Below are 26,194 nucleotides of genomic sequence, written 5' to 3'. Positions count from 1 at the left end.
GCCCGCTACCTAGACTCCGGGCTCGTGGACGAACGCATCCTGGACCCGGACGGGGCACGCGAGCGGCTGGCCGCGTGGAAGGGCCGGATCGACAAGCTGGCCGACGACACCATGTCGATGAGCCGGCAGCTGCAGGGGTTGCGGATCGTCGCCGAGGACCCGAAGGGCATCGCCCGGGTCACCATCGACTCGACCGGCACGATGGTGAACCTGAGGCTCACCGACCGGATGAGCGGCCAGGTCCCGGACACCGTGGCGGCCACGATCATGAGCACGCTCGCCGACGCGCGCAAGCAGCTGGCGGAGCGGTCCAGGGAGATCGTCGCGGACACCATCGGCACCGAGACGGCGGCCGGGCGCGCGATCGTGGAGAGCGTCGGCCGGCAGCTGGGCGCCGACGAGCCGAAGCCGGTCCGCAGGCCCGCGGGAGACGACGACGACAACACCGCGCAGGTCTACACCGAGGAGCGCTGGTGACCGGGTTCCACGTCGAGGCGGAGCAGCTGCGGTCGCACGCGGGCAACATCGACAAGATCAAGCAGCGGTTAGCGAAGGTCAAGGCGGCGAGCTCGCACATCACGGCCGACGACCAGGCCTACGGCCTGTTGTGCGGGTGGATCTCCGGCGTGCTGGAGGGCAGGCACACCGACATCGACGCCGTGATCGCGACCGTCGAGGGCAACCTCGAGCTCGTCGCGAAGGAACTGCGCGCCAGCGCGGACGCCTACGAGACGACGGACCAGGACACCGTCGACCGGGTCCGCGCCGCCGGAGGTGAACGGTGACCGAGGGATCCCTGGTCGCGCCGGTCCAGTCGTCGCGGGAGGCCTGGACGGGGTCGAGCCTCGCCGACAGCGTCGAAGGGCTCGTCGACGCGATCAAGAGCGAGGGCTGGGTCGACGACGCGATCGCCGGCGCGTCGCTCGGTGTCGAGGTCGTGGCGAGCGTGATGGACCCGATCAGCGCGTTGCTCGCCAACGGGCTCGGCTGGGCGATCGAGTACTTCGACCCGTTGCGCGAGATGCTCGACGAGCTGACCGGCAAGCAGGACGTGGTCAGGTCGCACGCCGCGACGTGGAACAACATGGCGACCGAACTGGCTGACATGGCCACCGACCTGCGCGCGGACCTGGAGAGCGACCTGCTCGGCTGGGAGGGCGAGGCGTCGGAGGCCTACCAGCGCCTGATGGTCAACAACGTCGACGCCATCGGCGGCCTGTCCGCGATCTCGGCGGCGATGGCGGCCGCGACGGAGGGCGCGGGCGGGCTGGTCGAGATGACCCGCGAGATCGTCCGCGACCTGATCGCCGACCTGGTCGCCAGGGTGATCGTGTGGGCGGTGGAGGCGATCTTCGTGGTCACGATCCCGGTGATCGCGTCGCAGATCGTCGCGGCGGTGGTCAAGTGGGCGGGCCGCATCCTCACCTACACCACGGCCCTGGTCTCCAGCCTGACCAACCTCACGAAGCTGCTGAACGGGTAGGGCTCGATGACCGGGAAACCCAGGACTCCTGGCGGTGGCGGAAACACCCCGGGCACACCGAAGAAGAAACCGTCGCAGCAGCACGGCACCATCAACGCGGGCGCCGGCCTGTCCAGCGCGACGAAGGCCGCCGCCGCGACCGCGCAGGCCGGCACGCCCGGTGGCGGTTCGGGCAGCACCGGCACCCCGGCGGGCAAACCGGGCAGCCAGAACACCCCGCCTGCCAAGAAGCCGCTTCCGGCGAAACCGACCGCACCGCCCAAGGCCGACGACGTCCACCACAGCGACAAGTCCAAAGAGCACATCATCCACGGCGACGGGGGCAAGCAGGGCGGTCACCTCGCGGGCACCGGTTTCTCGAACAAGACGGAGTTCCCGAAGTCGTGGGACGAGGCCAAGATCCTCGACGCGGCGCACCAGGTCACCCAGTCGGGTCAACCGGTGGCGGGCCCGATGCCCACCAAGGACGCCAACGGCGACCCGGCGTGGGCGTACAACTACGAGGGCGTCGTCGACGGCGTGCTCGTCCGCACGACGGTGCTGTCCAATGGCGAGATCCGCACGGCGTTCCCGCCGGACGCCACCAACCCCGGCGTGATCCTCAACCCGCCCGCGCCCACCCCGGCTCCCCAGGGCATCCCTCAGGGCAACCCGCCCCGCTACAGCAACCCTGCCGCGGGCGGTGACGGCAGCTGGACCTGGGAGGGACCGAAGGGCGACCGCGTCATCAGGATCGTCCAGGACGATCAGGGTAACGTCACCAAAACCGATCTCGGCCCGTACAAGAAGAAGTGAAGACCATGGATGTGAAGACCTACGCGACGGTCACCGAGGTGTGCGCGCGGCTGGCGGGCCGGTTGGCGGACGACACGCTGCGTTCGGTGCGCGAGGACTACTTCGGTGGCGAGCCCGCACAGGCCGAGGCGACGCTGCTGCTGTCCATGGCGTACGAGAACATCGGCATCACGGCCGAGGAGCGCGAGCTGATCGCGTCCACGCTGGACGACCCGGAGAGCCCGGACCTCGCCGCGGTGCCCGCCGTCGACGAGGTGCCGCCGGTGCCGTACCGGTTCAGCGCCCAGCCACCCCCGTCGGCGCCGGACCCCGGCAAGGCCGACGTCGTCCTGTCCGCCGACGCCGCCCGCCACGGTGGACGGCGGTTGCGCCGGGCCTGGCGTGAACCGCTCGACGGCGCGCCCGACACCGCGAAGTGGGTGTACGTGCTGCAGGCGCACGAGAACGCGAACCTGCTGGGCGCGTTCGCCGGGCTCTCCGGCCGGTTGTGGGTGGTGCTGCACGAGAAGTGGCCGCTGGAGGTCGTCGTGGAGGGCAGGTTGCTGCCGCCCTACCAGGCCGCCGCCGTCACCGTGGCGCCGCAGGTCTGGAGCCTGTGAACCGATCACCGAGCCTGTCCCAGGATCCGCCGGAACGTCGGGCACTCCAGGTGCGACGGCGCCGGGCAGGCCGCCGCGTGCCGCAGGTCGTCGCGCATCGACGCCAGCTTGGTGATCGTCGCGTCCAGCTCGTCCGCCTTGGCCGCGAGCATCGCGCGGTCGGGACTCGGGCGGCCGTCCGGGTCGAACATCAACGCGATCTCGTCCAGGGAGAACCCGGCCGTGCGGCAGACGGCGATCAACGCGAGCTGTTCCAGCACGGCCGGGACGAACACGCGGGTCAGGCCCTGTCTGCGCACCGGGGCGATCAGGCCGCGTTCCTCGTAGTAGCGCAGGGTGGAGGCGGGCACGCCCGAGCGGCGGACCACCTCGCCGATACCGATCTCATCCACGACACTTGACCTCAAGCCGACTTGAAGTAGGACGGTGGGAGCATGACATCAGAGGTCAACACCGAGCAGTCGGCTTTCTGGAACACCGCGGGCCGCGGCTGGGCAGAGGTCCAGGACATCGTGGAGATGGTGCTGCGGCCGTACCGGGACCTGCTCGTCCGGACAGCTTCGCAACGCCCGCGCCGGAGGGTTCTCGACGTCGGGTGCGGTACCGGCGGAACGACGAGGGCGATCGCCGAGGCCACCGGCGCGGACTGCGTCGGGGTCGACATCTCGGAGTCGATGCTGGCCGCCGCCCGTGAGCACGGCGGAGCCCAGTTCGTCAGGGCCGACGCGCAGGTGCACGCGTTCGAGGAGCGCTTCGACCTGGTCGTGTCGCGGTTCGGGGTGATGTTCTTCGACGACCCGGTCGCCGCGTTCCGCAACCTGCTGCGCGCCACCACACCGGGCGGTGAGCTGTGCTTCGTCACCTGGCGGACCGCGGAGGAGAACCCGTTCATGACGACCGCGTCCCGGGTCGCGGCGTCGTTGCTGCCCGACGTGCCCGCGCCGGACCCGGACGGACCTGGGCCCTTCTCCCTCGTGGACGCGGACAGGACCCGGCAGGTCCTCGAAGGCGGCGGGTGGTCGGAGGTGGAGATCCGGCCGGAGGACCGCGTCTGCTCGATGCCCGAGGAGCTGCTGGTGCCGTACCTGAGCAACATGGGCCCGGTCGCCCGTGCGCTGCGGGAGTCCCCGGAGTCCGAACGGCCGAGGCTCATCGAGTCCGTCCGGGGTGAGTTCGACGCGTTCGTGCACAACGGGGAGGTGCGGATCCCTGGCGGCGTCTGGCGAGTCACGGCATCAGCTCCACTCTGACTGCCGTTGCCAGGTCAGCAGGTTGTCCAGGACCTCGCCCGACCAGCCGCGCGGATCCAGTTCGGCGTGCACGGCGTAGCGGCCGCGGTAGAACAGCAGCGGCTGCGCGTCGCGCACGGGTCCGAGCTCGACGACCGAGCCGATGACCATGTGGTGGTCGCCGGCGTCGTGGACGGCCGCGACCTGGCAGTCGACCCACGTGAGGGCGCCGTCGAGCACCGGGGCACCGGTGGCCGACGGCGTCCACGACACCCCGGCGAACTTGTCGGCACCGGCTCTGCCGAACACCGTCGACACCTCGCGCTGGTCCTCCGCCAGCACGTTCACGCAGAACGACCCCGACGACGCCATCGCCGCCCAGCTGCGCGAGGTCCGTTGTGGGCAGAACAGCACCAGCGGCGGGTCGAGCGACAGCGCCGCGAACGCCTGGCAGGCGAACCCGGCGGGGCCGTCGGACGACATGCCGGTCACCACGGTCACACCTGTGCAGAAGTGACCGAGAACGGAACGGTAGCGGGCCGCTACTTCTGGAAGCCCACGCTGAAGTCGTGTCCCCACAGGCTCACCGCCGTGCTCTCGCGTGCGATCCAGTCCTCATCGGACACCTGCCGTCCCTCGCAACCGAACTCGACGTCGAACCCGCCGGGTGTCTTCATGTAGAACGACAGCATCAGGTCGTTCACGTGCCGTCCCAGGGTCGCCGACATCGGCACCTTCCTGCGCAGCGCCCTGTCCAGCGTCAGACCGACGTCGTCGGTGTTCTCGACCTCGACCATCAGGTGCACGATCCCGCTCGGCGTCGGCATCGGCAGGAACGCCAGGCTGTGGTGGCGCGGGTTGCAGCCGAAGAACCGCAGCCACGCGGGCGGTCCGTCGGCCGGCCTGCCGAGCATCTGCGGTGGCAGGCGCATCGAGTCGCGCAGCCGGAAGCCCAGCACATCGCGGTAGAAGCGCAGCGCCGCCTCGTCGTCCGAAGTGGACAGCACGACGTGCCCGAGGCCCTGCTCCTCCGTCACGAACCGGTGCCCGTACGGCGACACCACCCGCCGGTGCTCCAGGGCGGCGCCGTGGAAGACCTCCAGGGTGTTGCCGGACGGGTCGTCGAACCGGATCAGCCCGGTCACCCGCCGTTCCGCCAGGTCCTCGGCCGTGCCCTCGACGTACGCGACGCCCGCCGACGCCAGGCGTTTGGCCACCTCGTCCAGCTCGGCCTCGGTGGCGGCCTCCCACCCGGATGCCCGCAGCCGGTCCTGCGAGCCGGGCACGATCACCAGCCGTGCCGGGAAGTCGTCCATCCGCAGGTACAGAGCGCCCTCGGTCGAGCCCTTGCCCTCGACCATGCCCAGGACCTTCAGCCCGAACTCGCGCCACCGGGCCATGTCGGTGGCCTCGATCCTGAGGTAGCCCAGTGACCGGATTCCCATCACGCCTCCCCGAGGAAGTCGAGTGCCAGCCTGTTGAACTCGTCGAACTTCTCCAGCTGCGCCCAGTGCCCGCATCCGCCGAACACGTGCAGCTGGGCGCGCGGGATCAGCTTCAACGCCAGCAGGGCGCCGTCCAGCGGATTGACCCGGTCCTCGCGGCCCCACACGAGCAGCACCCGCTGGCGCAGCTTGTAGGCCTCGCGCCAGAGCATGCCCTGCTCGAAGTCCGGGCCGGAGAACGACTTGCCCAAAGCCGCCATGGCGCGCAACGACTCCGGCTTCGACGCGGCCTGGAACCGTTCTTCGACCAGCTCGTCGGTGATCAGCGACTGGTCGAAGACCATGATCCGCAGGAACTCCTCGATCTTCTCCCGCGTCGGCGTCCTGGCGAACGCGCTGAGCTTGCGCACGCCTTCGGTCGGGTCGGGCGAGAAGACGTTGAGCGACAACCCGCCCGGTCCCATCAGCACGAGCCGTCCGGCGCGTTTGCCGTGGTCCAGCGCGAACCGGACCGCGGTGCCGCCGCCGAGCGAGTTGCCGAGGATGTGCGCCTGTTCCACGCCCAGGTCGTCGAGCAGGTCCTTCAACGCGCGCGAGGCGAACGTGAAGTACTGGTCGTGCTCGGCGGGCTTGTCGGACTGGCCGTAGCCGGGCAGGTCGACGGCGAGCACGCGGAACGACTTGGCGAACACCGGGATGTTGGCGCGGAAGTTGCTGAGCGCCGACGCGCCGGGCCCGCCGCCGTGCAGCAGGACGAGCGTCTCGGCGTTGTCCGTGCCCGCTTCGTGGTAGTGCAACCGAACCTTCACAGCACTCCCCTCAGAACAGCCCGTCGCGGACCTGGATGCCGAGCTCGTTCTTGCCGTACAGCACGAGCACGCGCTCCGGGTCGTTGGCGGCGTGCACCCGTGCGGCGTGCGCGTCGCGCCAGAACCGGGGCAGCGGCAGACCCTGGTTGATGGCCTTGCCGCCCGCGCTCTCGAACAGCCGGTCGATCGCGGAGATCGCCCGCGCGCTGCCGAGCACCTGGTCGCGACGCGCCCGCAGGCGCAGGTCGATCGGGATCTTCGTGCCGGCGACGGCGTGTTCCCACTCGTCGTTGATGTCCTTCTCCAGCTGCCACCACGCCGTGTCGATGTCGTTGGCCGCCGAGGCGATCCGGACCTGGGCGAACGGGTCGTCGACCGACTTCTCGCCCAGGTAGGCCGCACGGACGCGCTCACGGGTCGCGCCGACGTGCAGGTCGTACGCGCCGGTCGCCATGCCGATCATCGGCGCGGTGATCGCGTACGGGTGGACCGTCCCGTACGGCATGCGGAACAACGGGCCGGGGTTGACCTCCTGGCCGGGGCACTTGCACCGCGCCGTGTGCGCCATGCTCAGCGTCCGGTGCTCCGGCACGAACACGTCGTCGACCACGATGTCGTTGCTGCCCGTGCCGCGCAGGCCGACCGTGTCCCAGACGTCGTTGATCGTGTAGTCGGCGATCGGCAGCAGGAACGTGCGGAAGTCGACGGGCTTGCCTTCGTCGTTCATCACCAGGCCGCCGAGCAGCACCCACGTGGCGTGGTCGCAGCCGGACGAGAAGCTCCACCTGCCGGTGAACCGGAAGCCGCCCTCGACCGGGGTCGCGCGGCCTGTCGGTGCGTAGGAGGACGAGATCCGGGTGTCCTGGTCCTCACCGAAGACCTCGTCCTGCGCCTTCACGTCGAACAGCCCGACGTGCCACGGGTGCACGCCCAGCACCGACGCGACCCAGCCCGTCGACCCGCACGCGCTCGCGACCAGCCGGACCGCGGTGTAGAAGTCGAGCGGGTGCGACTCGAAGCCGCCGTACCGCACCGGTTGCAGCATCCGGAAGAACCCGGTCTCCTGCAACGCCTTCACCGACTCCGGCGGCACCTTGCGCAGCTCCTCCGCCTCGGCCGCGCGTTCGGCCAGAACGGGCAGCAGCTCCCGCACCCTGCCGAGGATTTCCTCGCTCATCGGACTTTCTCCCTGCTCAGCTCCAGTGCGATGTCGATCAGCTGGTCCTCCTGGCCGCCGACGAGCTTGCGCTCGCCCGCGCGGACGAGGATCTGCGCGCCGGACACGCCGTAGCGCTTGGCCTGCGTGTAGGCGTGTTTGAGGAAGCTGGAGTAGACGCCCGCGTACCCCATCATCAGCGCCATCCGGTCGAGCAGGCACTCCTCGGGCATGACGGGCCTGACGACGTCCTCGGCCGCGTCCACGATCTTGAAGAAGTCGACGCCGGTGGAGAACCCGAGCTTGTCGCACACGCCGACGAACGCCTCCAGGGGCGTGTTGCCCGCGCCCGCACCGAACCCGCGCACGCTGCCGTCGATCTGCTTCGCCCCGGCGCGTGCGGCGGCGACGGAGTTCGCGACGCTCAGCCCGAGGTTCTCGTGCCCGTGGAAGCCGACCTGGGCGTCGTCTCCCAACTCGGCGACCAGTGCCGCGACCCGTTCCGAAACCTGTTCCAGGACAAGGGCTCCGGCCGAGTCGACGACGTAGACGCACTGGCACCCGGCGTCGGCCATGATGCGGGCCTGCTTCGCCAGCGCCTCCGGTGGCTGCGAGTGCGCCATCATCAGGAAGCCGACGGTTTCGAGACCACGTTCGCGAGCCAACGCGAAGTGCTGAACGGACACGTCGGCTTCGGTGCAGTGCGTGGCGATCCGGACGATCGAGGCGCCGTTGTCCTGCGATACCAGGATGTCGTCCTTCACGCCGACGCCGGGCAGCATCAGCACCGCGATCCTGGCCTGCCGAGCCGTCTCGACCGCGACCTTGATCAGCTCTTGTTCGGGCGTGTGGCTGAAGCCGTAGTTGAACGACGACCCGCCCAGTCCGTCCCCGTGCGTCACCTCGATCACCGGTACCCCGGCGCCGTCGAGCGCCGCGACGATCGAGCGCACGTCCTCGGTCGTGAACTGGTGCCGCTTGTGGTGCGAGCCGTCACGCAGAGACGTGTCGGTCAGCCTCAGGCGCTGCTGCACGGGCGATCTCCTCCCCCACCTTGGTCGCGGCGGCCGTCATGATGTCGAGGTTCCCCGCGTACTCGGGCAGGAAGTCGCCGGCACCGGCCACCTCCACGAAGATCGCCACCCGGCCCGCGTCGAACTGCGGTTCCCTCAGCAGCCGGAACCCCGGCACGTACGACTGGATCTCCGTCTCCATCCTGGCGATCGAGTCGGTGATCGGGTCGGGGTCGACGTCCTCGGGGATCGCGCAGAAGATGGTGTCGCGCATGATCATCGGCGGGTCGGCGGGGTTGAGGACGATGATCGCCTTGCCGCGCTCCGCTCCGCCGATCGCCTCGATGCCGCGGCTGGTCGTGCGGGTGAACTCGTCGATGTTGGCGCGCGTGCCCGGTCCCGCCGATACCGACGCGACGCTCGCGACGATCTCCGCGTACGACACGGGGACGACCCGGGACACCGCGTGGACCATGGGGATCGTGGCCTGGCCGCCGCACGTGATCAGGTTGATGTTGGGCGCGTCCGCGTGCTCGCCGAGGTTCACCGGCGGGACGACGTACGGGCCGACCGCCGCCGGCGTCAGGTCGATCGCCCGGATGCCGGCCTCGGCGTAGCGCGGGGCGTTGGCCCTGTGCACCGCCGCGGACGTCGCCTCGAACACGACGTCCGGCAGCTCGTCCTGGCGCAGCAACCACTCCACGCCCTCGACCGAGACCTCGAGATCCAGCGAGGCCGCGCGCCGCAGCCCCTCGCTGGCCGGGTCGATGCCCACCATCCAGCGCGGTTCCAGCACGGACGAGCGCCGGAGCTTGTAGAGGAGGTCGGTGCCGATGTTGCCGGAGCCGACGATGGCCGCCTTCACCCAGTCACCTCATTCGAATTTCAGGTCGACGACACCGAGTCCGGCGAACTCGGCGTGGAACTCGTCCCCGGGCCGGGCGTCGATGGCGCGCGTGCACGACCCCGGCAGCACGATGTCGCCGGCCAGCAGCCGGACGCCGAAGCCCGCGACCTTCTCCGCGAGCCACGCCACGGCGATCGCCGGATCGCCCAGCACCGCGTCACCACGTCCTTCAGCGACCACCTCGCCGTTGCGCCGCAACGTCGCCGCCACCGCGCCGACGTCCAGTTCGGACGGCCGGACGCGCTCGTGGCCCAGCACGAACCCGGCCGACGACGCGTTGTCCGCGATGGTGTCCTGCAGCCCGATCCGCCAGTTCTCGATGCGGCTGTCGATCAGCTCGATGGCCGGCGCGACGAACTCCGTGGCGGCCAGCACGTCCTCGACCGCGCAGCCCTCTCCGGGCAGGTCGCGTGCCAGCAGGAACGCGATCTCCACCTCGACCCGCGGGTACAGGTACGCCGACGCGTCCGCGGTTCCGTGGAGCTGCATGTCGTCGAGCAGGTGGCCGTAGTCGGGTTCGTCGACGCCCATCATCTTCTGCATCGCCAACGACGACAGGCCGACCTTGTGGCCGATCACGTCGCGGTTGCGGTGACGGACGTTGAGCAGCTGGATCTCGTACGCGTCGACGACGTCGATTCCGGGGTACAGCTCGACGAGCGGTCTGATCGGCACGCGGTCGCGTTCCGCCACGCGCAACAGCTCCGCGGCCGCTTCTCTGGACTGGATCGTCAGCACCTGACCTCCCCTGCGGCGACGTGGTGGCCCGCCCGGCGGCCCGAGAAGACGCAGTCGGCGAGCGCGAGCCCGCTGACGTAGGACTCCGAGCACACCCCGACCGCCGACCGGCCCGCCGCGTACAGGCCGGGAACGCCCTGCACCTGGCCGGTGCCCTCGTCGACGACGAGCCCGCCGAGCGTGAGCATCGGGCACGGGTAGCCGAAACCGGCGCGCACCGACACGTTGATCAACGAATAGGGCGGCACGCCCACGGGTTCGGGCGTCCCGATCCCGGCCTTGGCCGCGACCTCCTCGATCGTCGGCGCCGTGACCAGGCCGCGGTTCAGCAGGTAGCGGACCTGCCACCGCTGGAACGGCGCCGTCTGCGTCCTCACCTGCGCTCGTGCGACGCGCAGGACGTCGTCGCCGACCAGCAGCCAGGCCTTGCCGCCGCGCCGGACGATCTCGTCCCCGATGGCCGCGCCGTAGCGCGTCGCGTCACCGAACCGCTGCCCGTCGGCGTCGACCAGAACCCCGCGTCGCAGCTCGCTGGGCGGCGTGACGAACCGCCACACCGAGATCTTGTCCATCCGCGCGGTCTTCCCGCCGGCGGCGACGCCGAGCCGGATCCCGCTCCCGTCGTCGCCGGGCGTGCCCAGTGCGAGCCCTCCGCGGTGGAGCGGGGCGTTCTCGTGCACCAGGGCGCGGTCCGCGATGAAGCCACCGGCGGCGATGATCACGCCCTTCCGCGCGGTCACCGTCACCGGACGGCTGAAGCGTTCCAGCCTCGCGGCCAGAGCGAAGAGCCTCCTGCCGAGCGGCGGGTAGTAGAGCCACGGCTTGGCGCCCGCCTTCGACAGCAACCCGTGCAACGCCTTCGGCAGTCCGGTCAGGGTGCGGCACCGCACACCCGCCACCCGGTCGTCCTCCAGGACGAGCTCGACCGCCCGCGTCTGCGGCATGACCCGCGCGCCCGCACGCCGGGTCGCTTCCGCCAGCCGGGCGTGGAAGACCTTGCCCGAGGTGCCTTTCGCCCTGGTCCGGTGCCCGCGCGGGGCCGGGTCGGGCCACGCGTCCTCGCTGCCGGACTGGTACAGGTAGTAGTCGTCGGTCGGGTACGAGGTCTTGAACGGGCTGACGGCAGAGGAGAAGGGCACGCCCTGGTCCTCCAGCCAGACCAGCATCGTCGCGCTGTCCTCGCAGAACCGGCGCAGCGTCGCCTCGGACACCGCGTCACGGACCTCGGTCCGCAGGTAGGCCTCCATCGCGTCGACCGAGTCGGTGACCCCGGCCTCGACCTGCTGCCGCGTCCCGCCACCCGCGTACACGACGCCGCCGGACAACGCGGTCGCGCCGCCACCGCCGAAGCGGTCCAGGACCACCACGGCCGCACCGGCCGTCGCGGCCTCGATGGCGGCGCACGCGCCGGCGGCACCGAAGCCGATGACGACCACGTCAGCGGTGACCTCCACGCAACCCTCCTGGAACACGTCCTCGGCCAGAAACAGGTTCTTGGTGAGTCGACTTGCCTGGAACTCCTACACCATAGCGCCACACCGGCTCAGAACTATAACCTGTTCTAGTCCGAGCACGGGGAGGTGCGATGTACGACGTGATCGTCGTCGGCAGTGGCGCGGCAGGCATGACAGCCGCTCTCTGCACCGCTCAGAACGGCCTGCGGACCCTCGTCGTCGAGAAGGCCGCGCACTACGGCGGGTCGACAGCGCGGTCCGGCGGAGGCATCTGGGTGCCGAACAACGCGGTGGTCGCCGCGAACGGCGTGCCCGACTCGCCGGAGCAGGCCAGCGCCTACCTGGCGCACATCGCCGCCGACGTGCCGGAGGACCTGCGCGAGGCGTTCCTGGACGCCGGACCCGCGATGCTCGCGTTCGTCTGCGCCCACACGCCGCTGAGGTTCCGCTGGGTGCCCGACTACTCCGACTACTACCCGGAGGCGCCCGGCGGCCAGCCGCGCGGCCGCTCGGTCGAACCGCTGCCGTTCAAGGCGAAGCTGCTGGGCCAGGAGGTCGAGGACCTCGAACCGCCGTACGTGCCGACCCCGGCGGGCATCGTGATCACCCAGACCGACTACCGCTGGCTGACGCTGATCAGCCGCCACCCGCGCGGCCTGCTCACCGCCGCCAGGGTCTTCGCCCGCCGGTTCCTGCCGGGCAGACGCCTCACCATGGGCCAGGCCCTGGTGGCGGGCATGCGCGCCGGGCTCAAGGCCCTGAACGTCGAGATCAGGCTCAACACCGCGATGACCGACCTGCACTACGAGAACGGCCGGGTGGCGGGCGTCCTCGTCGGCGACAAGCTGATCCTCGCGAACCACGTCGTCCTGGCGTCCGGCGGGTTCGAGAACAACGAGCGGATGCGCAAGCAGCACCAGGACATCGGTACGGAGTGGACGGTCGGCGCGAAGGCCAACACCGGTGACGGCATCGAGGCCGGCGTCAGGGCGGGCGCGGCCGTCGGCCTGATGGACGAGGCCTGGTGGGGCCCGTCCGTCCCGCTGCCGCGCGGCCCGTTCTTCCTGCTGGCGGAACGGTCCCTGCCCGGTTGCGTGCTCGTGGACGAGATCGGCCGCCGGTTCGTCAACGAGGCCGCGCCCTACATCGACGTGGTCAACGCGATGACCGGCACGACCTGGCTCGTGTTCGACAGCACCTACCGCGACCGCTACCCGTTCTGCGGCATCCCGCCGCGCCGCCCGCTCCCCCGCCGCTGGAAGGACGCCGTGCTGTCGGCCCCCAGCCTCGCGGAGCTCGCCCAGGACGCCGACCTGCCGGAGCTGACGGAGACCATCAGGCGGTTCAACACCCTCACCGTGGACGGGAAGGACGTCGACTTCCACCGCGGCGACAGCGCGTACGACCGCTACTACGGCGACCCGCGCAACCACCCGAACCCCAACCTCGCACCGCTGACCACCGGCCCGTTCTACGCGGTCAGGATCGTGCCCGGTGACCTCGGCACCAAGGGCGGCCTGCGCACCGACACCCGCGCGCGGGTGCTGCGCGAGGACGGCTCGGTCATCGAGGGCCTCTACGCGGCGGGCAACACCAGCGCGTCCGTCATGGGCCACACCTACGCGGGCGCGGGCGCCACCCTCGGACCGGCGATGACGTTCGGGTACCTCGCCGGACTCGACATCTCTGGAGGAACGTCATGACGCAGGACGCCGTACGCACGATCGACACCGGCGCACCTCCAGCGCGGTTCGCGCGCGGCTGGCACTGCCTCGGTCTCGCCTCCAGCTTCCGCGACGGCAAGCCCCACGCCATCGAGGCGTTCGGCACCAAGCTCGTCGTCTTCGCCTCGGAGGACGGCAGGATCAACGTGCTCGACGGGTACTGCCGGCACATGGGCGGCGACCTCACCCAGGGCACCGTCAAGGGCAACACCATCGCCTGCCCGTTCCACGACTGGCGCTGGGCGGGCAACGGCAGGTGCGTCGACATCCCCTACGCCAAGCGGGTCCCGCTGCGGGCGCGCACCCGGTCGTGGATCACGCTGGAGGAGAACAAGCAGCTCTTCGTGTGGAACGACCCGCAGGGCAACCCGCCGCCCGAGCACGTGACGATCCCGCGCGTCGACGCCGCGTTCTCCGACGAGTGGAGCAACTGGACGTGGGACTCGGTGGTCATCGAGGGCGCGAACTGCCGCGAGATCATCGACAACGTCGTCGACATGGCCCACTTCTTCTACATCCACTTCGCGTTCCCGACCTACTTCAAGAACGTGATGGAGGGCCACGTCGCCTCGCAGTACCTCACGACGCGCGGACGGCCGGACGTCGAGATGGGCTCGAACTACACCGGTGACGTCGAAGTGCGGTCGGAGGCGGCGTACTACGGGCCGTCGTACATGATCGACTACCTGTGGAACGACTACAAGGGCCTCGAGATCGAGACGGTGCTGATCAACTGCCACTACCCGATCTCGCCGAACTCGTTCAAGCTCCAGTGGGGCGCGATCGTGAAGAAGCTGCCCGGTGTCGACGACGTGCACGCCGACAAGATCGCGGCCAAGTTCGCGCGCGGCATCGGCGTCGGGTTCCTCCAGGACGTGGAGATCTGGCAGAACAAGACGCGCATCGACAACCCGTTGCTGTGCGAGGAGGACGGGCCGGTCTACCAGCTGCGGCGCTGGTACGAGCAGTTCTACGTCGACGTCGAGGACGTCAGCGACGACATGGTGCGGCGCTTCGAGTTCGAGGTCGACACGAGCCGCGCGATCGAGGTGTGGGAGAAGGAGGTCGCTGAGAACCTCGCCAGGCGGGAACCGGCAGCTCAGGAGTCGGCCACGTGAGCGAGCGCGACGAGTTCCTGCGCGGCGGCATGGTGCCGGTCGGGTGCGACTGCGGGAACCGGGTGCTGGTCAAGAAGAACAGCCCGCAGCACACGAGCGTGCAGTGGCTCTCCGACACCCGCGACTGCCCGGAGATCCGCGGGCCGCGGTCGGCGACCGTGGCGACCTGCCTGAGGTTGCGCGACAGCATCGAGAAGGCCGTGCGCGACGGGACGCTGGAGGTCGCCGATGGCTGAGGTCCACCGGCTGCGGGTCGACGCCGTGATCGAGGAGACCGCGGACGCGCGCTCGTTCGTGCTGTCGGGAGCGGACTTCTCGCCGAGACCGGGTCAGTTCCTGACCGTGCGGGCGGGCGAGGTGGCGCGCTGCTACTCGCTGTCCAGCGCGCCGGGCGAGCCGTTGAAGATCACCGTCAAGCGCACGCCGGACGGCTACGGGTCGCTGTGGATGTGCACCGAGGTGCGAGCCGGCATGGAACTGGACGTGCTGGCGCCGGCCGGGGTGTTCACGCCCTCGTCGCTGGACGGGTCGCTGCTCGCCTTCGCGGCCGGCAGCGGGATCACGCCGGTCATGTCGATCATCCGGGCCGTGCTTCTCGGTGGCTCCGGGCGGGTGTTCCTGTTCTACGCCAACCGGGACGAGGCCTCGGTGATCTTCGCGCGCGAGCTGGACGAGCTGGTGCGCGGGCATCCGGAACGGCTCACCGTCGTGCACTGGCTGGAGTCGGTGCAGGGGTTGCCGCACCTCGGCGGACTGCGGGCGTTCGTCCGCTCATGCGACGAGGCGTTCGTGTGCGGGCCGGCGCCGTTCATGGAGGCCGCGCGCAAGGCGTTGCACGACGTCCCGTTGGTGCATGTAGAGAAGTTCATCTCACTGTCCGGTGATCCGTTCGCCGAGGTCGTTCCGGTGGCCGACGACAGGCCGGACGCGGTGGTCGAGGTCGAGCTGGACGGTGAGCGGCACCGGTTCCCGTGGCCCGCGCGGACGAAGCTGCTCGACCTGTTGCTGGACAAGGGGCTCGACGCGCCGTACTCGTGCCGCGAGGGTGCGTGCAGCGCGTGCGCGTGCCGGCTGGTCGAGGGCGAGGTCAAGATGCTCGACAACGACGTGCTCGACCCCGAGGACATCGCGGAGGGCATCGTGCTGGCGTGCCAGTCGGTCCCGGTCACCGACACGGTGAAGATCACCTACGAGTGAGGGGTGCTGGATGCCGATCGATCCTTCCGTCGCCGTCGGGGCGGAGCTTCCCGAGGTCGAGTTCTCCTGGACCGAGTCCGACGTGCTGCTCTACCACCTGGCGCTGGGCGCGACGGAGCTCCGTTATGTCTACGAACGGGGTCTGCGGGTGCTGCCGACGTTCGGCGTCGTCGCGCCGCGGTTCCACGAGACCGCGCCGCCCGCCGTGTCGTTCCCCGGCGTCGACATCGACCTCGCGCGGGTGCTGCACGGAACGCAGGAGATCACCGTGCACGCTCCCCTGCCCGCCGAGGGCGAGGCGGTGTTGCGGACGCGGATCCCGGACGTGTGGGACAAGGGCAAGGCGGCGGTCATCGTCCAGGAGGCCACGGCCGTGACTCCCGACGGGACCGCGCTGTTCACGACGCGGTCCAGCATCTTCGCCCGTGGTGAGGGCGGGTTCGGCGGCGACCGCGGGCCGTCGGGCAAGGTCGAGGTCCCTGAGCGCGACCCGGACTTCGTGATCGACACGCCGACCTTGCCGCAGCAGGCCTACCTGTACCGGCTTTGCGGCGACCGGAACCCGTTGCACGCTGATCCTGCTTTTGCCGCACGCGCGGGTTTTGACCAGCCGATCCTGCACGGGCTGTGCACCTACGGGGTGGTGTGCAAGGCCGTGATCGACGCGGTGCTGGACGGGCCGGAGCAGGTGTCGTCGTTCGGGGCGAAGTTCGCGGGTGTGGTGTTCCCCGGCGAAACCCTGACCACACGGGTGTGGCGGGACGGTCCCCGGCTCGTCCTGCTCACCTCGGCCGGGGACCGTCCCGTGCTCACTGACGCGGTTCTAGCCCTGACCGAGGACTAACCCGCTGGTCGGGACGCCGGTGCCGGCGGTGACCAGGACGTGCTCGACGTCCGCGACCTGGTTCACCGCGGTGCCGCGCACCTGGCGCACGCCCTCGGCGATGCCGTTCATGCCGTGCAGGTAGGCCTCGCCGAGCTGGCCGCCGTGCGGGTTGAGCGGGAGCGCGCCGTCGAGCTCCAGTGCGCCGGACGCCACGAAGTCCTTGGCCTCGCCCTTGCCGCAGAAGCCGAGCTCCTCCAGCTGGACCAGGACGAACGGCGTGAAGTGGTCGTAGAGCACGGCGACGTCCACATCGGACGGACCGATGCCCGACCTCTCCCACAGCCCCCGTGCCACCACTCCCATCTCCGGCAGGCCGGTCAGGTCGTCGCGGTAGTAGCTGGTCATCGTGAACTGGTCGGCGCCGCTGCCCTGGGTGGCCGCCCTGATGTGCGCGGGCTCGTTGGGCAGGTCGCGGGCTCGTTCGGCCGACGTGACCACCAGCGCCACCCCGCCGTCGCTCTCCTGGCAGCAGTCGAGCAACCGCAGCGGTTCGGCGATCCAGCGCGACGCCTGGTGGTCCTCCAGGGTGATCGGCCGGTTGTGGAACCACGCGTGCGGGTTCGTGGCGGCGTGCTTGCGGTCGATCACCGCGATCCGCCCGAAGTCCTCACTCGTGGCGCCGTACTCGTGCATGTAGCGGCGGGCGAACATCGCGACCATCGCCGCCGGCGTGCCCAGGCCCATCGGGTACGACCAGCTGTTGTCGACGTTCGCCGCGGCCGCGGTCTGCACCTGGCCGAACCGGTGGCCGGAGCGTTCGTTGAACGCCCGGTAGCAGACCACCACCTTCGCCGCGCCGGTCTCGACGGCCATCGCGGCCTGCTGCACGGTCGCGCACGCCGCCCCGCCGCCGTAGTGGACGCGGCTGAAGAACGTCAGCTCCGGGATGCCCAGCTCGCGCGCGACCGCGATCTCGGCGTTGGTGTCCATGGTGAAGCTGACCAGGCCGTCCACGTCGGACGGGCCGAGTCCGGCGTCGTCGAGCGCCACCCGCACCGCCTCGGCGGCGAGCTGGAGCTCGCTGCGCCCGGAGTCCTTGGAGAAGTCGGTGGCGCCGATTCCGGCGATCGCGGCGTTCACGCGGGCACCTCGATCCTCACGGTTCCGGTGACGTGGTCGCCGTGCGCCGTCCTGCCGACGACCTCGATGGTCAGGTCCTGCTCGTCGCGTCCGACGACCTGGCCGAAGAACTTCAGCGTGTCGTAGGCGAAGCAGGGCGCGCCGAGCCGGACGTTGATCTGCCGCACCAACGCCCGCGGTCCCGCCCAGTCCGTCACGTACCGCTGCACGAGCCCGGTGGTGGTGAGGATGTTGATGAAGATGTCCTTCGAACCGCGCTGGATCGCGAGATCGCGGTCGTGGTGGACGTCCTGGAAGTCGCGCGTGGCCAGCGCGGTGCTGATCACGAACGTGGGCGTGGCCTCGACGTGCCACTCGGGCAGGGGATCACCGATCCGCACGGGGCCTCCAGCTCGGCATGGTCAACTCGTCGTCGACCCGGGTGAACACGACCTCGACCGGCAGCCCGATGCTCGGTTCGCCGTCCAGCTCGCCCAGCATCCGCACGCCCTCGTCCAGCTCGACCAGGGCGATGACGAACGGCGTCCGCTTGCCCGGCACCTGCGGGTGGTGGTGCACGACGTAGCTGTAGACCACGCCGTTGCCGTCCGAGACGAGGTACTTCGGTTTCGTGGCACCGCATTCGGGACACATCGGGCCCGGCGGGTGGCGGAGCAGACCGCACCCGCCGCAGCGCTGGACGCGCAGCTCGCCCTGCCGGGTGCCCTCCCAGAAGTACTCGGTGTCGCGGTTGACCGCCGGGCGAATGGCCTGAGGCGCCCGCACGGCCGGAGCTTCGGGAGCCGGTTCCGCCGCGGGCCGGAACTTCAGCACGCGGAACCGCATCTCCGCCACCGGTTCGTCACCGACGTACCAGGTGCTCCTGGTCGTGACGAACCAGCCCTCGCCCAGTCCGGTCCTCTTCGGACCGGTCACGTCCTCCAGGCTCGTCGTCACCGAGAGGTGCTCGCCGACCCCGAGGTAGCGGTGGTAGGTCTGGTCGCTGTTGGTGGCGACGACCGAGGTGTACCCGGCCTCGTCGAGGATGGCCATCATCTGCCCGAGCGGGTCGTCCGGGGTTCGCTGGCCGCGCAGTCCGGCCATCGTCCACACCTGGACCATCGCGGGCGGCGCGACCTCGGTGTAGCCGGGGTGCTCGTCGCCGAGGGCCTCCAGCCAGTTGCCGATCATCGGCAGGTTGACCGGGTCGCGTGCCAGCCGCGGCGCCGACTCGCCCTGCTCGGCGATGCGCGCGGCCTCCTTCTCGATGTCGATCATCGCACCACCCGCGGCAGTCCGAGCCCGATGTTCGCGATCAGCTCGCGCTGGATCTCCTGCACTCCCCCGCCGAAGGTCAGCACGAGGTTGCGCCGCGCCTGGACGTCGAGCCACCGCACCAGTTCCGCGTCAGCGCCGTGACGTCCGGCGAGCTCCTCCAGCAGCCTGCCGACGCGCTGGGTCCGGTCGGCGGCGAACACCTTGGTGGCACTGGCGTCCGCGACCTCCAGCTCACCGCTCGCGACCTGCCAGTTGAGCAGCTCGTTCACCCGGACCACCGCCCGTGCCTCTGCCAGCGCCCTGCGCACGTCCGGCTCGTCGAGGAGCTGTCGTTCGGAGGCCCAGCCGTGGACGCGTTCGACCAGTGCGGCGATCCGCCCGGACGGGCCGAGCATCACGCGCTCGTGGTTGAGCTGGGTGGTGATGAGCCGCCAGCCCCTGTTCTCCTCGCCGACCCTGCGGGACTCGGGCACCCGCACGTCGTTGTAGTAGGTGGCGTTGACGTGGTGCGCGCCGTCGCACGTGATGATCGGCGTCCACGAGTAGCCGGGGTCCTTCGTGTCGACGATCAGGATCGTGATGCCCCTGTGCCGCGAGTCCGGCGCTCCCGTGCGGCAGGCCAGCCAGACGTAGTCCGCGTCGTGGCCACCTGTCGTGAACGTCTTCTGGCCGTTGACGACGTAGTGGTCGTCCTCCCGGACCGCCTTGGTGCGCAACGCCGCCAGGTCGGTGCCCGCGTCCGGCTCGGTGTAGCCGATGGCGAAGTGGAGGTCGCCCTGGAGGATCTTCGGCAGGAAGAAGTCCTTCTGCTCCTGCGTCCCGAACCTCTGCAGCGTCGGGCCGACGGTCTGCAGCGTCACGTACGGCAGCGGCACGTCCGCCCGCGCGGCCTCGTTGACGAAGATCTGCTGCTCGACCGGCCCGAACCCGAGCCCTCCGTACTCCTCCGGCCAGCCTGCGCCGAGCCGTCCGTCGCGCCCGAGCCTGCGGACCAGGTCGCGGTAGGTCTCGCCGTGCCGTTCGGTGAGCATCGCCTCGCGTTCGCCGGCGGTCATCACGTTCGCGAAGTACTCGCGCAGCTCGTCCCTCAGCTTGCGCTGCTCCGCGGTGAGGTCAATGAACATCGATGGCTCCCAAGCGGTGCTCCACTCCGCCGACGAACCGCGTCAGCTCCTTGGCCGTGCCGTAGTACCGGTGCATCGGGTAGGTGATGTCGAGGCCGAGCCCACCGTGCAGGTGGTGGCACGTGTGGACGGCCGGGAGGGTTTCGGCGGCGAGCCAGTAGGCGGCGGTGTCCAGGTCGTCGTCGTCGAGGCTCCAGCAGGCCGTGAGCGCGGCCAGGTGCAGCGTGCGGGAGGCGATGTAGACGTCCGCGACCAGCAACGCGGCGGCCTGGAAGGTGGCCAGCGGTTTGCCGAACTGGTGACGCGTGCCGACGTGCTCCACCGTCAGCTCGAGGGCTCCGGCGAGCACTCCGTCGGCCACCGCACAGGCCCCTGCCAGGGCGAACCGGCGGATCGCCTCGGCCGCGCCGTCGTTCAACGGTTCGCCGTGTGCTCCTTCGAAACGCACCAATCCGTCCGAAATGGACACACCGGGTTGCGTGGGGTCCACGACGAAGACGCCTGTCCCGTCGGCGGTCGTCGCCGAGACGAGGATCCGTTGCGCGACGGCGGCATGCGGCACGTTGATCTTCACGCCGGTGATCCCGTCCGGTCCCGAGATCGTGCCCGGCGAGACAGGCAGAGGGGCGGACGGCTCGCTCAACGCCGCCGTCAGCACCCCGTGCTGCTCGGTCACCAGCGGCAGCACCGCGTCCTGCTGCTCCGCCGTGCCGTACTGGACGATCGGCAGCACGCCCAGCGCGAGAGTCGCGAGCGCCGGCACGTCCACCGCCCGCCGACCTACCTCGGTGAGCAGGACGGCCGTCTCCAGCACGCCGAGCCCGTCGCCCCCGAGCCGTTCGGGGACGGCCAGGGCCAGCAACCCCGCCTCCCCCAGCGCCTTCCAGGGGGCGTCGCCCTCCCTGCCCAGCACGTCGGCCGCCAGCGCGGCGATCTCCCGCTGGGTGTCGTCGAGCTCGAAATCCATCAGGACTCCCTCGGTAGACCGAGAACGCGTTCTCCTGCGAGGTTCATCAGCACCTGCGTCGTCCCGCCCGCGATGCTCAGGCACCGGGTCAGCAGGAACTCGTGGACCAGGTCGTTGTTCACGGCGGCGTCCGGACCGAGCAGCTCGACGGCGAACTCCGCGACGTCCTGGCGCTGCCGCACGCCGACGAGCTTGCGCACGCTCGACTCCGCGCCCGGCTCCTGCCCGTCGAGCACCCGCAGGCTCGCCCGCAGGTCCAGCACCGACACGGCGAGTCCCCGGGCGACCAGCGCGCCCAGCCGTTCCGCGTGGTCAGCCGCGGCCGACGACTCCAGAACCCGTTCCAGCGGCTCACCCAGCGCGGATCCCATCGCGACGCGTTCGTTGGCCAGGGTGGTGCGCGCGAGCCGCCAGCCGTCGTTCACCTCGCCGACCACGCAGTCGTCGGGCACGAACACGTCGTCGAGGAAGACCTCGTTGAACCGCGCGTCACCGGTGATCTCCCGCAACGGCCGCACGTCGACGCCCGCGGACCGCATGTCGACCAGGAAGTACGTGATCCCCTTGTGCTTCGGGACGCTCGTGTCCGTGCGGGCCAGGCAGATCGCCCAGTCCGCCTGGTGCGCGAGCGACGTCCACACCTTCTGCCCGGTGAGCCGCCAGCCGCCGTCGACCCTGACGGCCCTGGTGCGCAACGACGCCAGGTCCGAGCCCGCCTCCGGTTCACTGAACAGCTGGCACCAGGTCAGCTCGCCGCGCAACGTCGGCCGCAGGAACCGTTCCTGCTGCTCCGCGGTCCCGTGCCGCAGGATCGTCGGTCCCGCCCAGCCGCCGATGACCAGGTCCGGCCTGCGCACGCCGGCGCGCGCGAACTCGCTGTCGATCACCATCTGCCGCTTCGGATCGACACCCCGCCCGTACGGCTCCGGCCAGTGCGGCACCAGGAAACCGCTGTCCGCCAGCCGTTCCCGTTGGGCGGCGGGGTCGAGACCGGCGATCTCACCGGCGAACGCCCTGACCTCCGGATCGGACTCCAGCCGGACGTCCAGCGACCGGCGCGCCCCGGCAAGAGCCAGTTCCGCCACCCTCCGCCGCCAGTGCGCCACCCCGCCCGCGAGCTGCTGCAACGCCAACGCCCGGCGCAGGTAGCGGTGCGCGTCGTGCTCCCAGGTGAAGCCGATGCCGCCGAGCACCTGGATGCAGTCCTCGGCGTTGCGGACCGCCGCGTCGAACCCGACAGCGGCGGCGACCGCGGCGGCCAGCGGGTGTTCGTCCTCGCCGAACGACCGCGCCGCGTCCCACGCGACCGAACCGGCCTGTTCCGCGCGGCACAGCATCTCCACGCAGAGGTGCTTGACGGCCTGGAACGACCCGATGACGCGCCCGAACTGCTGCCGCTGTTTCGCGTACTCCACAGCGGTGTTCAGGCACCACGTGGCCACGCCGCTCGCCTCGGCGGCCATCAGAGTGATCGCGAGGTCGGTCGGGTCGTCCACCTCCCGCCCCGCGCCGACGGCCACCGATCCCAGCGACCGCGACAGGTCGACGGACTCCAGCTCGGTGACTTCACCGACCGGCGCGAGCCTCCAGCCGTCCGCGTCCACCAGCACGTGCGTGGCCTCGGCGGCACCGACCACGTGCCGCGGCGAGAACCCGAACCCCGCCACCCCGTCGAAACCGGGGACCAGCACCGAGACCAGCGCCGTGGGGAGCAACGGCCCCGGCACGAGGTTCTCGGCCGCCCTCTCCAGCATCACCGCGAGATCGGCGACCGTGCCGCCCTCCCGCGTCACCTCGAAGAACCCGACCCGGACGAGATCGGCCCACCCGCCCCTGGCCGCGTCCACGCTGTCCCGCAACGCTCGCTGTTCCCCGGTCGTGGCGATCGGCACGCTGCCTCCTCCAGATACATGAAGAAGTTTATAGAACGTGTTCTATTTCCAGCAACAGATCATGCACGAGAAACCGATCGAGTACTATGGGAAGGCAGCTGCAACACGTTCCAGGAGGATCATCTCCGTGTCACCTTCGAAGTCGCGCACGGACGCGCTCATGGCGGGCGAGGAGCTCAGCTCCGCCGCGCAGCGCGAGCGGCGCAAGCGGATCGTCGACGCGACCATCGCGCTGGCGTCCAAGGGCGGGTTCGACGCCGTCCAGATGCGCGCCGTGGCGGACAGGGCGGACGTCGCGCTGGGCACGCTGTACCGCTACTTCCCGTCGAAGGTCCACCTGCTCGTGTCGAGCCTCGCCGTGGAGCTGGAGCGCGCCCAGGAGAAGATGGACCGCACCACGGTCCCCGGCGACAGCCCCTACGAGCGCGTGCTGTTCGTGCTCGGCCGCATCACCCGCGGCCTGCAACGCAACCCGCACCTCACCGAGGCGATGACGCGCGCGTTCACCTTCGCCGACGCGTCCGCCGGCGCCGAGATCGACCGCGTGTCGCTGTTGATGGAGAGCATGTTCACCAAGGCGATGAGCTCCGAGCCGCCGACCGACGAGCAGAAGGCCATCGCCCGGGTGATCGGCGACGTGTGGCTGTCCAACCTGGTCGCGTGGGTCACCCGGCGCGCCACGGCCACGGACGTCGCGAACCGCCTGGAGCTGACCGTCCGGCTGTTGCTGAAGTAGGACCGGTCCGGCGCGAGTGGTGCCATGATCGGTGCATGGCCCTGCACGGCGACGCCGCCTTCCGGTTCCTCGTCCCCGACGCGCCGCACCACCGGCGCACCGACCGAGACCGGTTCCCCGCGCTGGGCCCGTCCCGCGTCGGCACGCTGAACCAGCTGCGCGTCACGCCCGGCATCGCCCGCCCCAGCCTGGTCTCGTCGTGGTCGGGCTCGATCGACCGGCTGCTGCTCGCCTTCCCGTCCTACGGCGTGCACACCCCGGAGCTCGCGGCCGGCTACCGCTCGGTGATCGGCGCGATGCGGCCGGGCACCGAGTTCGTCGTGGTGCACCACGAGAGCGACCGCGAGACCGTCGAGGGGTGGTTCACCGCAGCAGGCCACAGCGCGCGGTTCGTGCCGATGCCCGACTACGTCGACTTCACCGACTGGGCGGAGGACGGCTACCTCGCACTCGTGGACCAGGGCGAGGAGGGGACGTACCTGCTGGAGCCGTGGTCGTTCCCCCGGTCAGGCGACTCGCTGATCGCGGACGCCGTCGAGGAGTTCGGCCCGGTGCGGGCGACCCAGGCGCCGCTGGTGTTCCAGGGCGGCAACTGCCTGATCGGCGACGACTTCTGGCTCCTCGGCACCGACTACTTCCTCGACACCCTCGAACTCGTCGGCAGCGGCGAGCTGCCCGTCTCCGTTCCGCCCGGCCAGACCCCCGTGGACTTCGTGCGCGAGCTGTTCCGCAGGCACGTCGACAGCGACCGCGAACTGGTCCTGGTGGGCACGAAACGGCCGCTGGGCCTCAAGAGCTACTACGCGACCGCGACGAACGGCGAGTACTACCTGGACATCCCGGGCGGAGGCGTCGGCGACGTCCAGCCGATCTTCCACATCGACATGTTCGTGACGCTCGTGGGACAGGTCGGCGGACGGTTCCGCGTGCTGGTCGGCAGCCCCCGGCTCGCGGACGCCGCACTCGGCACCACCTCGCCGTTCGCCCTCCAGAACGCCTACGACGAGATCGCGGCCTCGTTCGAGACGCGCGGGTTCGACGTCGTGCGCAACCCCCTGGCGCACCGGCCGCACCTCTCCCGGCAACTCACCTTCACAGACCTGCGGGCGTACTCCGAAACGCCGGACGGCGCCGAGCTGCGCGAGGTGGTCGGTGAACTGGCGTCCGCGGGCGCTCAGCCGGACTCGACGGTCAACGTGCGACCGTGGCACCACATCACCTGGAACAACTGCCTCGTGGAGAACAGCTCGGAGGTGGGCAGGAACGTCTACCTGCCGACCTTCGGCCACGGCGAGAACGCCGACCTCGCCGTGATCGACGACGAGATGGAGCGGCTGTGGACGGACATGGGGTTCACCGTCCACCGGCTCGCGGACTTCAACGCCTTCGCGAGCCGGCAGGGCGTCGTGCACTGCATCAAGAAGTACCTCGGCCGGGGCGCGTGATCCCGTGAAGACGATGCTCGTGGTCCTCGCCGTGCTGGCCGTGGTGGGAGGCGGAACCGTCGCCCTGGTGAACCACTTCGGGGGCTGGACGACGTTGATCGGCAAGGCGTGGGCCATCACGTACGAGGTGTCCGCCCAGCCCGCCGAGACGGCCGTGGACCTGACCTACACCGAGTCGCCTGACCGGGACCGCAAGGAGACCCCGCGGCCGGTCTCGGTGTCCGCTCCGCTGCCGTGGACTCACGAGGTCGTGATCAACGCCGGCGAGAAGGCCTCCGTCACCGCCACGCCCAAGGGCGACCAGCAGTTGTCGTGCCGGATCCTGCTGGACGGGGTCAAGGAGCTGGCGGGTGCCGCCGCCGCTCCTGGCCAGGCGGTGCGATGTGAGGCGACGATGTCGATCTGATCAGCCGAGGAGGCCCGCGAACGTCCTGGCGAACAGGTACGCGTCGCCGGGCCAGCGCCCTGACACGTAGTTGCCGTCGATCACCACGAACGCCGGTGTGTCGTCGTCCGCGGTGCCACGGCGGGACAGCTCGACCGGCCCGCGTTCGAACGTCGCCCCGGCCGCGACCACCTCGTCCTGCACGTAGTCCGGATAGGTGCGGTAGTAACGGCCGCGGCGCCACGCGGTGAGGTAGAAGGCCGAGCGCTCCATGTACTTCGGCAGGCACGTGGTGCGGCGCCCCGCCAGCACGTTCGCACGCGCGAGGACGAGCGGTCCGTGGCAGATGGCGCCCACCGGGCGGTCCAGCGCCCAGAAGGCCGCGACCTTGCCCTGAAGGGTCGCCGATCCCAGGTACTGCCGCATTCCCGGCGCGTGTCCACCGGGCAGGACCAGGCCGTCGTAGCCGGTGGGGTCGACAGCGCCCCAGGCGATCGGCGTGCGGTACGCCGCCGACTCGATGAGCTGCCGGTAGAACCGCTTCGGTTCGTCCTCCGCGCCGAGCTGTCCGAAGAGGACACCGGTGAGCAGCAGAGGGTCCGCCTGGGCCGGGTGGCCGCCGCGTTCGGTCGCGAAGACGACCTCGTGGCCGGCGTCGGTCAGCAGGCGCCACGGCACCGCCACCTCGGTGACGTCGAAGTCTTGGTCGGGCAGGGGCATCAGCACGCGCACCAGCGCATCCTGCCACTGGCCGG

30 protein-coding genes are annotated in these 26,194 nt (G+C 70.4%); 14 read left to right on the top strand and 16 right to left on the bottom strand.

Annotated elements, in window-relative coordinates:
* Positions 1 to 24: 24 nt before the first annotated feature.
* From VM306_RS09315 to VM306_RS09295, 5 genes are read left to right on the top strand one after another with little or no spacing between them, the layout of a single operon-like run.
* Positions 25 to 477 carry a YbaB/EbfC family nucleoid-associated protein gene (locus VM306_RS09315; RefSeq protein WP_325513057.1) on the top strand — a complete coding sequence of 151 codons (453 nt, stop codon included), beginning with the start codon at positions 25 to 27 and terminating at the stop codon, positions 475 to 477.
* Positions 474 to 785 (top strand): type VII secretion target, encoded by a 312-nt coding sequence (locus VM306_RS09310; RefSeq protein WP_325513055.1) that lies wholly within the window; start codon positions 474 to 476, stop codon positions 783 to 785. The genes VM306_RS09315 and VM306_RS09310 overlap by 4 nt, the downstream gene beginning before the upstream one ends.
* Positions 782 to 1,483 (top strand): hypothetical protein, encoded by a 702-nt coding sequence (locus tag VM306_RS09305; RefSeq protein ID WP_325513053.1) that lies wholly within the window; start codon positions 782 to 784, stop codon positions 1,481 to 1,483. The genes VM306_RS09310 and VM306_RS09305 overlap by 4 nt, the downstream gene beginning before the upstream one ends.
* Before the next feature lie 6 nt (positions 1,484 to 1,489).
* Positions 1,490 to 2,278, top strand: a complete 789-nt coding sequence (locus tag VM306_RS09300) for an EndoU domain-containing protein (RefSeq protein WP_325513051.1) — start codon at positions 1,490 to 1,492, stop codon at positions 2,276 to 2,278.
* A gap of 5 nt (positions 2,279 to 2,283) precedes the next feature.
* A complete protein-coding gene (locus VM306_RS09295) occupies positions 2,284 to 2,877 on the top strand; it encodes a hypothetical protein (RefSeq protein WP_325513156.1) in 594 nt (197 codons plus the stop codon).
* 5 nt (positions 2,878 to 2,882) lie between these two features.
* Here the strand turns inward: VM306_RS09295 and VM306_RS09290 are convergent, their stop codons facing one another.
* The gene (locus VM306_RS09290) at positions 2,883 to 3,269 is read right to left on the bottom strand and encodes a helix-turn-helix domain-containing protein (RefSeq protein WP_325513049.1); all 387 of its coding nucleotides are present in this window, start codon (positions 3,267 to 3,269) and stop codon (positions 2,883 to 2,885) included.
* A gap of 42 nt (positions 3,270 to 3,311) precedes the next feature.
* On the opposite strand from VM306_RS09290, the gene VM306_RS09285 reads away from it, so the two are divergent.
* Positions 3,312 to 4,127, top strand: a complete 816-nt coding sequence (locus tag VM306_RS09285) for a class I SAM-dependent methyltransferase (RefSeq protein ID WP_325513047.1) — start codon at positions 3,312 to 3,314, stop codon at positions 4,125 to 4,127.
* Here VM306_RS09285 and hsaB read toward each other — a convergent pair.
* Genes hsaB through VM306_RS09245 form a run of 8 tightly spaced genes read right to left on the bottom strand, consistent with a single transcriptional unit; the run spans position 4,113 to position 11,628 of the window.
* On the bottom strand, positions 4,113 to 4,685 hold the full coding sequence (hsaB, locus tag VM306_RS09280) for a 3-hydroxy-9,10-secoandrosta-1,3,5(10)-triene-9,17-dione monooxygenase reductase subunit (protein ID WP_325513045.1): 573 nt from the start codon (positions 4,683 to 4,685) through the stop codon (positions 4,113 to 4,115). The genes VM306_RS09285 and hsaB overlap by 15 nt on opposite strands.
* Complete coding sequence (gene hsaC, locus VM306_RS09275) at positions 4,649 to 5,551, bottom strand: iron-dependent extradiol dioxygenase HsaC (RefSeq protein ID WP_325513044.1); 903 nt, start codon at positions 5,549 to 5,551, stop codon at positions 4,649 to 4,651. The genes hsaB and hsaC overlap by 37 nt, the downstream gene beginning before the upstream one ends.
* Positions 5,551 to 6,360 carry a 4,5:9,10-diseco-3-hydroxy-5,9,17-trioxoandrosta-1(10),2-diene-4-oate hydrolase gene (hsaD, locus tag VM306_RS09270; protein ID WP_325513043.1) on the bottom strand — a complete coding sequence of 270 codons (810 nt, stop codon included), beginning with the start codon at positions 6,358 to 6,360 and terminating at the stop codon, positions 5,551 to 5,553. The genes hsaC and hsaD overlap by 1 nt, the downstream gene beginning before the upstream one ends.
* Before the next feature lie 10 nt (positions 6,361 to 6,370).
* Positions 6,371 to 7,537 (bottom strand): 3-hydroxy-9,10-secoandrosta-1,3,5(10)-triene-9,17-dione monooxygenase oxygenase subunit, encoded by a 1,167-nt coding sequence (gene hsaA / locus VM306_RS09265; RefSeq protein ID WP_325513042.1) that lies wholly within the window; start codon positions 7,535 to 7,537, stop codon positions 6,371 to 6,373.
* Positions 7,534 to 8,550 carry a 4-hydroxy-2-oxovalerate aldolase gene (dmpG, locus tag VM306_RS09260; RefSeq protein ID WP_325513041.1) on the bottom strand — a complete coding sequence of 339 codons (1,017 nt, stop codon included), beginning with the start codon at positions 8,548 to 8,550 and terminating at the stop codon, positions 7,534 to 7,536. Before dmpG ends, hsaA begins: the two co-directional genes overlap by 4 nt.
* On the bottom strand, positions 8,510 to 9,394 hold the full coding sequence (locus tag VM306_RS09255) for an acetaldehyde dehydrogenase (acetylating) (protein ID WP_325513040.1): 885 nt from the start codon (positions 9,392 to 9,394) through the stop codon (positions 8,510 to 8,512). Before VM306_RS09255 ends, dmpG begins: the two co-directional genes overlap by 41 nt.
* Positions 9,395 to 9,403: 9 nt before the next feature.
* Positions 9,404 to 10,174: a 2-keto-4-pentenoate hydratase gene (locus VM306_RS09250; protein WP_325513039.1), complete on the bottom strand. Its 771-nt coding sequence runs from the start codon at positions 10,172 to 10,174 to the stop codon at positions 9,404 to 9,406.
* Positions 10,168 to 11,628, bottom strand: a complete 1,461-nt coding sequence (locus VM306_RS09245; RefSeq protein ID WP_325513038.1) for an FAD-binding protein — start codon at positions 11,626 to 11,628, stop codon at positions 10,168 to 10,170. Before VM306_RS09245 ends, VM306_RS09250 begins: the two co-directional genes overlap by 7 nt.
* A gap of 131 nt (positions 11,629 to 11,759) precedes the next feature.
* Between VM306_RS09245 and VM306_RS09240 the strand changes: the two genes are divergently transcribed.
* Genes VM306_RS09240 through VM306_RS09220 form a run of 5 tightly spaced genes read left to right on the top strand, consistent with a single transcriptional unit; the run spans position 11,760 to position 16,511 of the window.
* A complete protein-coding gene (locus VM306_RS09240) occupies positions 11,760 to 13,331 on the top strand; it encodes an FAD-dependent oxidoreductase (protein WP_325513037.1) in 1,572 nt (523 codons plus the stop codon).
* Positions 13,328 to 14,470 (top strand): Rieske 2Fe-2S domain-containing protein, encoded by a 1,143-nt coding sequence (locus tag VM306_RS09235; RefSeq protein WP_325513036.1) that lies wholly within the window; start codon positions 13,328 to 13,330, stop codon positions 14,468 to 14,470. Before VM306_RS09240 ends, VM306_RS09235 begins: the two co-directional genes overlap by 4 nt.
* Positions 14,467 to 14,706 carry a hypothetical protein gene (locus tag VM306_RS09230; protein WP_325513035.1) on the top strand — a complete coding sequence of 80 codons (240 nt, stop codon included), beginning with the start codon at positions 14,467 to 14,469 and terminating at the stop codon, positions 14,704 to 14,706. Before VM306_RS09235 ends, VM306_RS09230 begins: the two co-directional genes overlap by 4 nt.
* Complete coding sequence (locus VM306_RS09225) at positions 14,699 to 15,667, top strand: ferredoxin--NADP reductase (RefSeq protein WP_325513034.1); 969 nt, start codon at positions 14,699 to 14,701, stop codon at positions 15,665 to 15,667. The genes VM306_RS09230 and VM306_RS09225 overlap by 8 nt, the downstream gene beginning before the upstream one ends.
* A gap of 10 nt (positions 15,668 to 15,677) precedes the next feature.
* On the top strand, positions 15,678 to 16,511 hold the full coding sequence (locus VM306_RS09220; RefSeq protein WP_325513020.1) for a MaoC/PaaZ C-terminal domain-containing protein: 834 nt from the start codon (positions 15,678 to 15,680) through the stop codon (positions 16,509 to 16,511).
* Here the strand turns inward: VM306_RS09220 and VM306_RS09215 are convergent.
* Genes VM306_RS09215 through VM306_RS09190 form a run of 6 tightly spaced genes read right to left on the bottom strand, consistent with a single transcriptional unit; the run spans position 16,491 to position 22,873 of the window.
* Positions 16,491 to 17,633 (bottom strand): lipid-transfer protein, encoded by a 1,143-nt coding sequence (locus VM306_RS09215; RefSeq protein WP_325513018.1) that lies wholly within the window; start codon positions 17,631 to 17,633, stop codon positions 16,491 to 16,493. The two genes, VM306_RS09220 and VM306_RS09215, sit on opposite strands and share 21 nt — an antisense overlap.
* Positions 17,630 to 18,013 (bottom strand): MaoC family dehydratase, encoded by a 384-nt coding sequence (locus tag VM306_RS09210; RefSeq protein ID WP_325513016.1) that lies wholly within the window; start codon positions 18,011 to 18,013, stop codon positions 17,630 to 17,632. The genes VM306_RS09215 and VM306_RS09210 overlap by 4 nt, the downstream gene beginning before the upstream one ends.
* Positions 18,000 to 18,887, bottom strand: a complete 888-nt coding sequence (locus tag VM306_RS09205; RefSeq protein WP_325513154.1) for a bifunctional MaoC family dehydratase N-terminal/OB-fold nucleic acid binding domain-containing protein — start codon at positions 18,885 to 18,887, stop codon at positions 18,000 to 18,002. The genes VM306_RS09210 and VM306_RS09205 overlap by 14 nt, the downstream gene beginning before the upstream one ends.
* Positions 18,887 to 20,014: an acyl-CoA dehydrogenase family protein gene (locus tag VM306_RS09200; RefSeq protein WP_325513014.1), complete on the bottom strand. Its 1,128-nt coding sequence runs from the start codon at positions 20,012 to 20,014 to the stop codon at positions 18,887 to 18,889. Before VM306_RS09200 ends, VM306_RS09205 begins: the two co-directional genes overlap by 1 nt.
* Complete coding sequence (locus VM306_RS09195) at positions 20,004 to 20,981, bottom strand: acyl-CoA dehydrogenase family protein (protein ID WP_325513012.1); 978 nt, start codon at positions 20,979 to 20,981, stop codon at positions 20,004 to 20,006. The genes VM306_RS09200 and VM306_RS09195 overlap by 11 nt, the downstream gene beginning before the upstream one ends.
* On the bottom strand, positions 20,981 to 22,873 hold the full coding sequence (locus VM306_RS09190; RefSeq protein WP_325513010.1) for an acyl-CoA dehydrogenase family protein: 1,893 nt from the start codon (positions 22,871 to 22,873) through the stop codon (positions 20,981 to 20,983). The genes VM306_RS09195 and VM306_RS09190 overlap by 1 nt, the downstream gene beginning before the upstream one ends.
* Positions 22,874 to 23,033: 160 nt before the next feature.
* On the opposite strand from VM306_RS09190, the gene kstR reads away from it, so the two are divergent.
* The 3 genes from kstR to VM306_RS09175 are packed head-to-tail and all read left to right on the top strand — an operon-like array spanning position 23,034 to position 25,460.
* Positions 23,034 to 23,609, top strand: coding sequence for a cholesterol catabolism transcriptional regulator KstR (kstR, locus tag VM306_RS09185; protein ID WP_325513152.1), 576 nt, complete (start codon positions 23,034 to 23,036; stop codon positions 23,607 to 23,609).
* Between the two features lie 35 nt (positions 23,610 to 23,644).
* A complete protein-coding gene (locus tag VM306_RS09180) occupies positions 23,645 to 25,054 on the top strand; it encodes a hypothetical protein (RefSeq protein ID WP_325513009.1) in 1,410 nt (469 codons plus the stop codon).
* 4 nt (positions 25,055 to 25,058) lie between these two features.
* The gene (locus tag VM306_RS09175) at positions 25,059 to 25,460 is read left to right on the top strand and encodes a hypothetical protein (protein WP_325513007.1); all 402 of its coding nucleotides are present in this window, start codon (positions 25,059 to 25,061) and stop codon (positions 25,458 to 25,460) included.
* Here the strand turns inward: VM306_RS09175 and VM306_RS09170 are convergent.
* Positions 25,461 to 26,194, bottom strand: a 734-nt coding sequence (locus VM306_RS09170; protein WP_325513005.1) for a type 1 glutamine amidotransferase domain-containing protein, incomplete at its 5' end; no start/stop codon positions are given. It abuts the gene before it with no gap.

Origin of the sequence: Lentzea sp. (assembly GCF_035525475.1) — a bacterium.
GTDB lineage: Bacteria > Actinomycetota > Actinomycetes > Mycobacteriales > Pseudonocardiaceae > Lentzea.
Note: the sequence above shows the minus strand (reverse complement) of the source record. Positions and strands in the feature narration are given on the sequence as shown.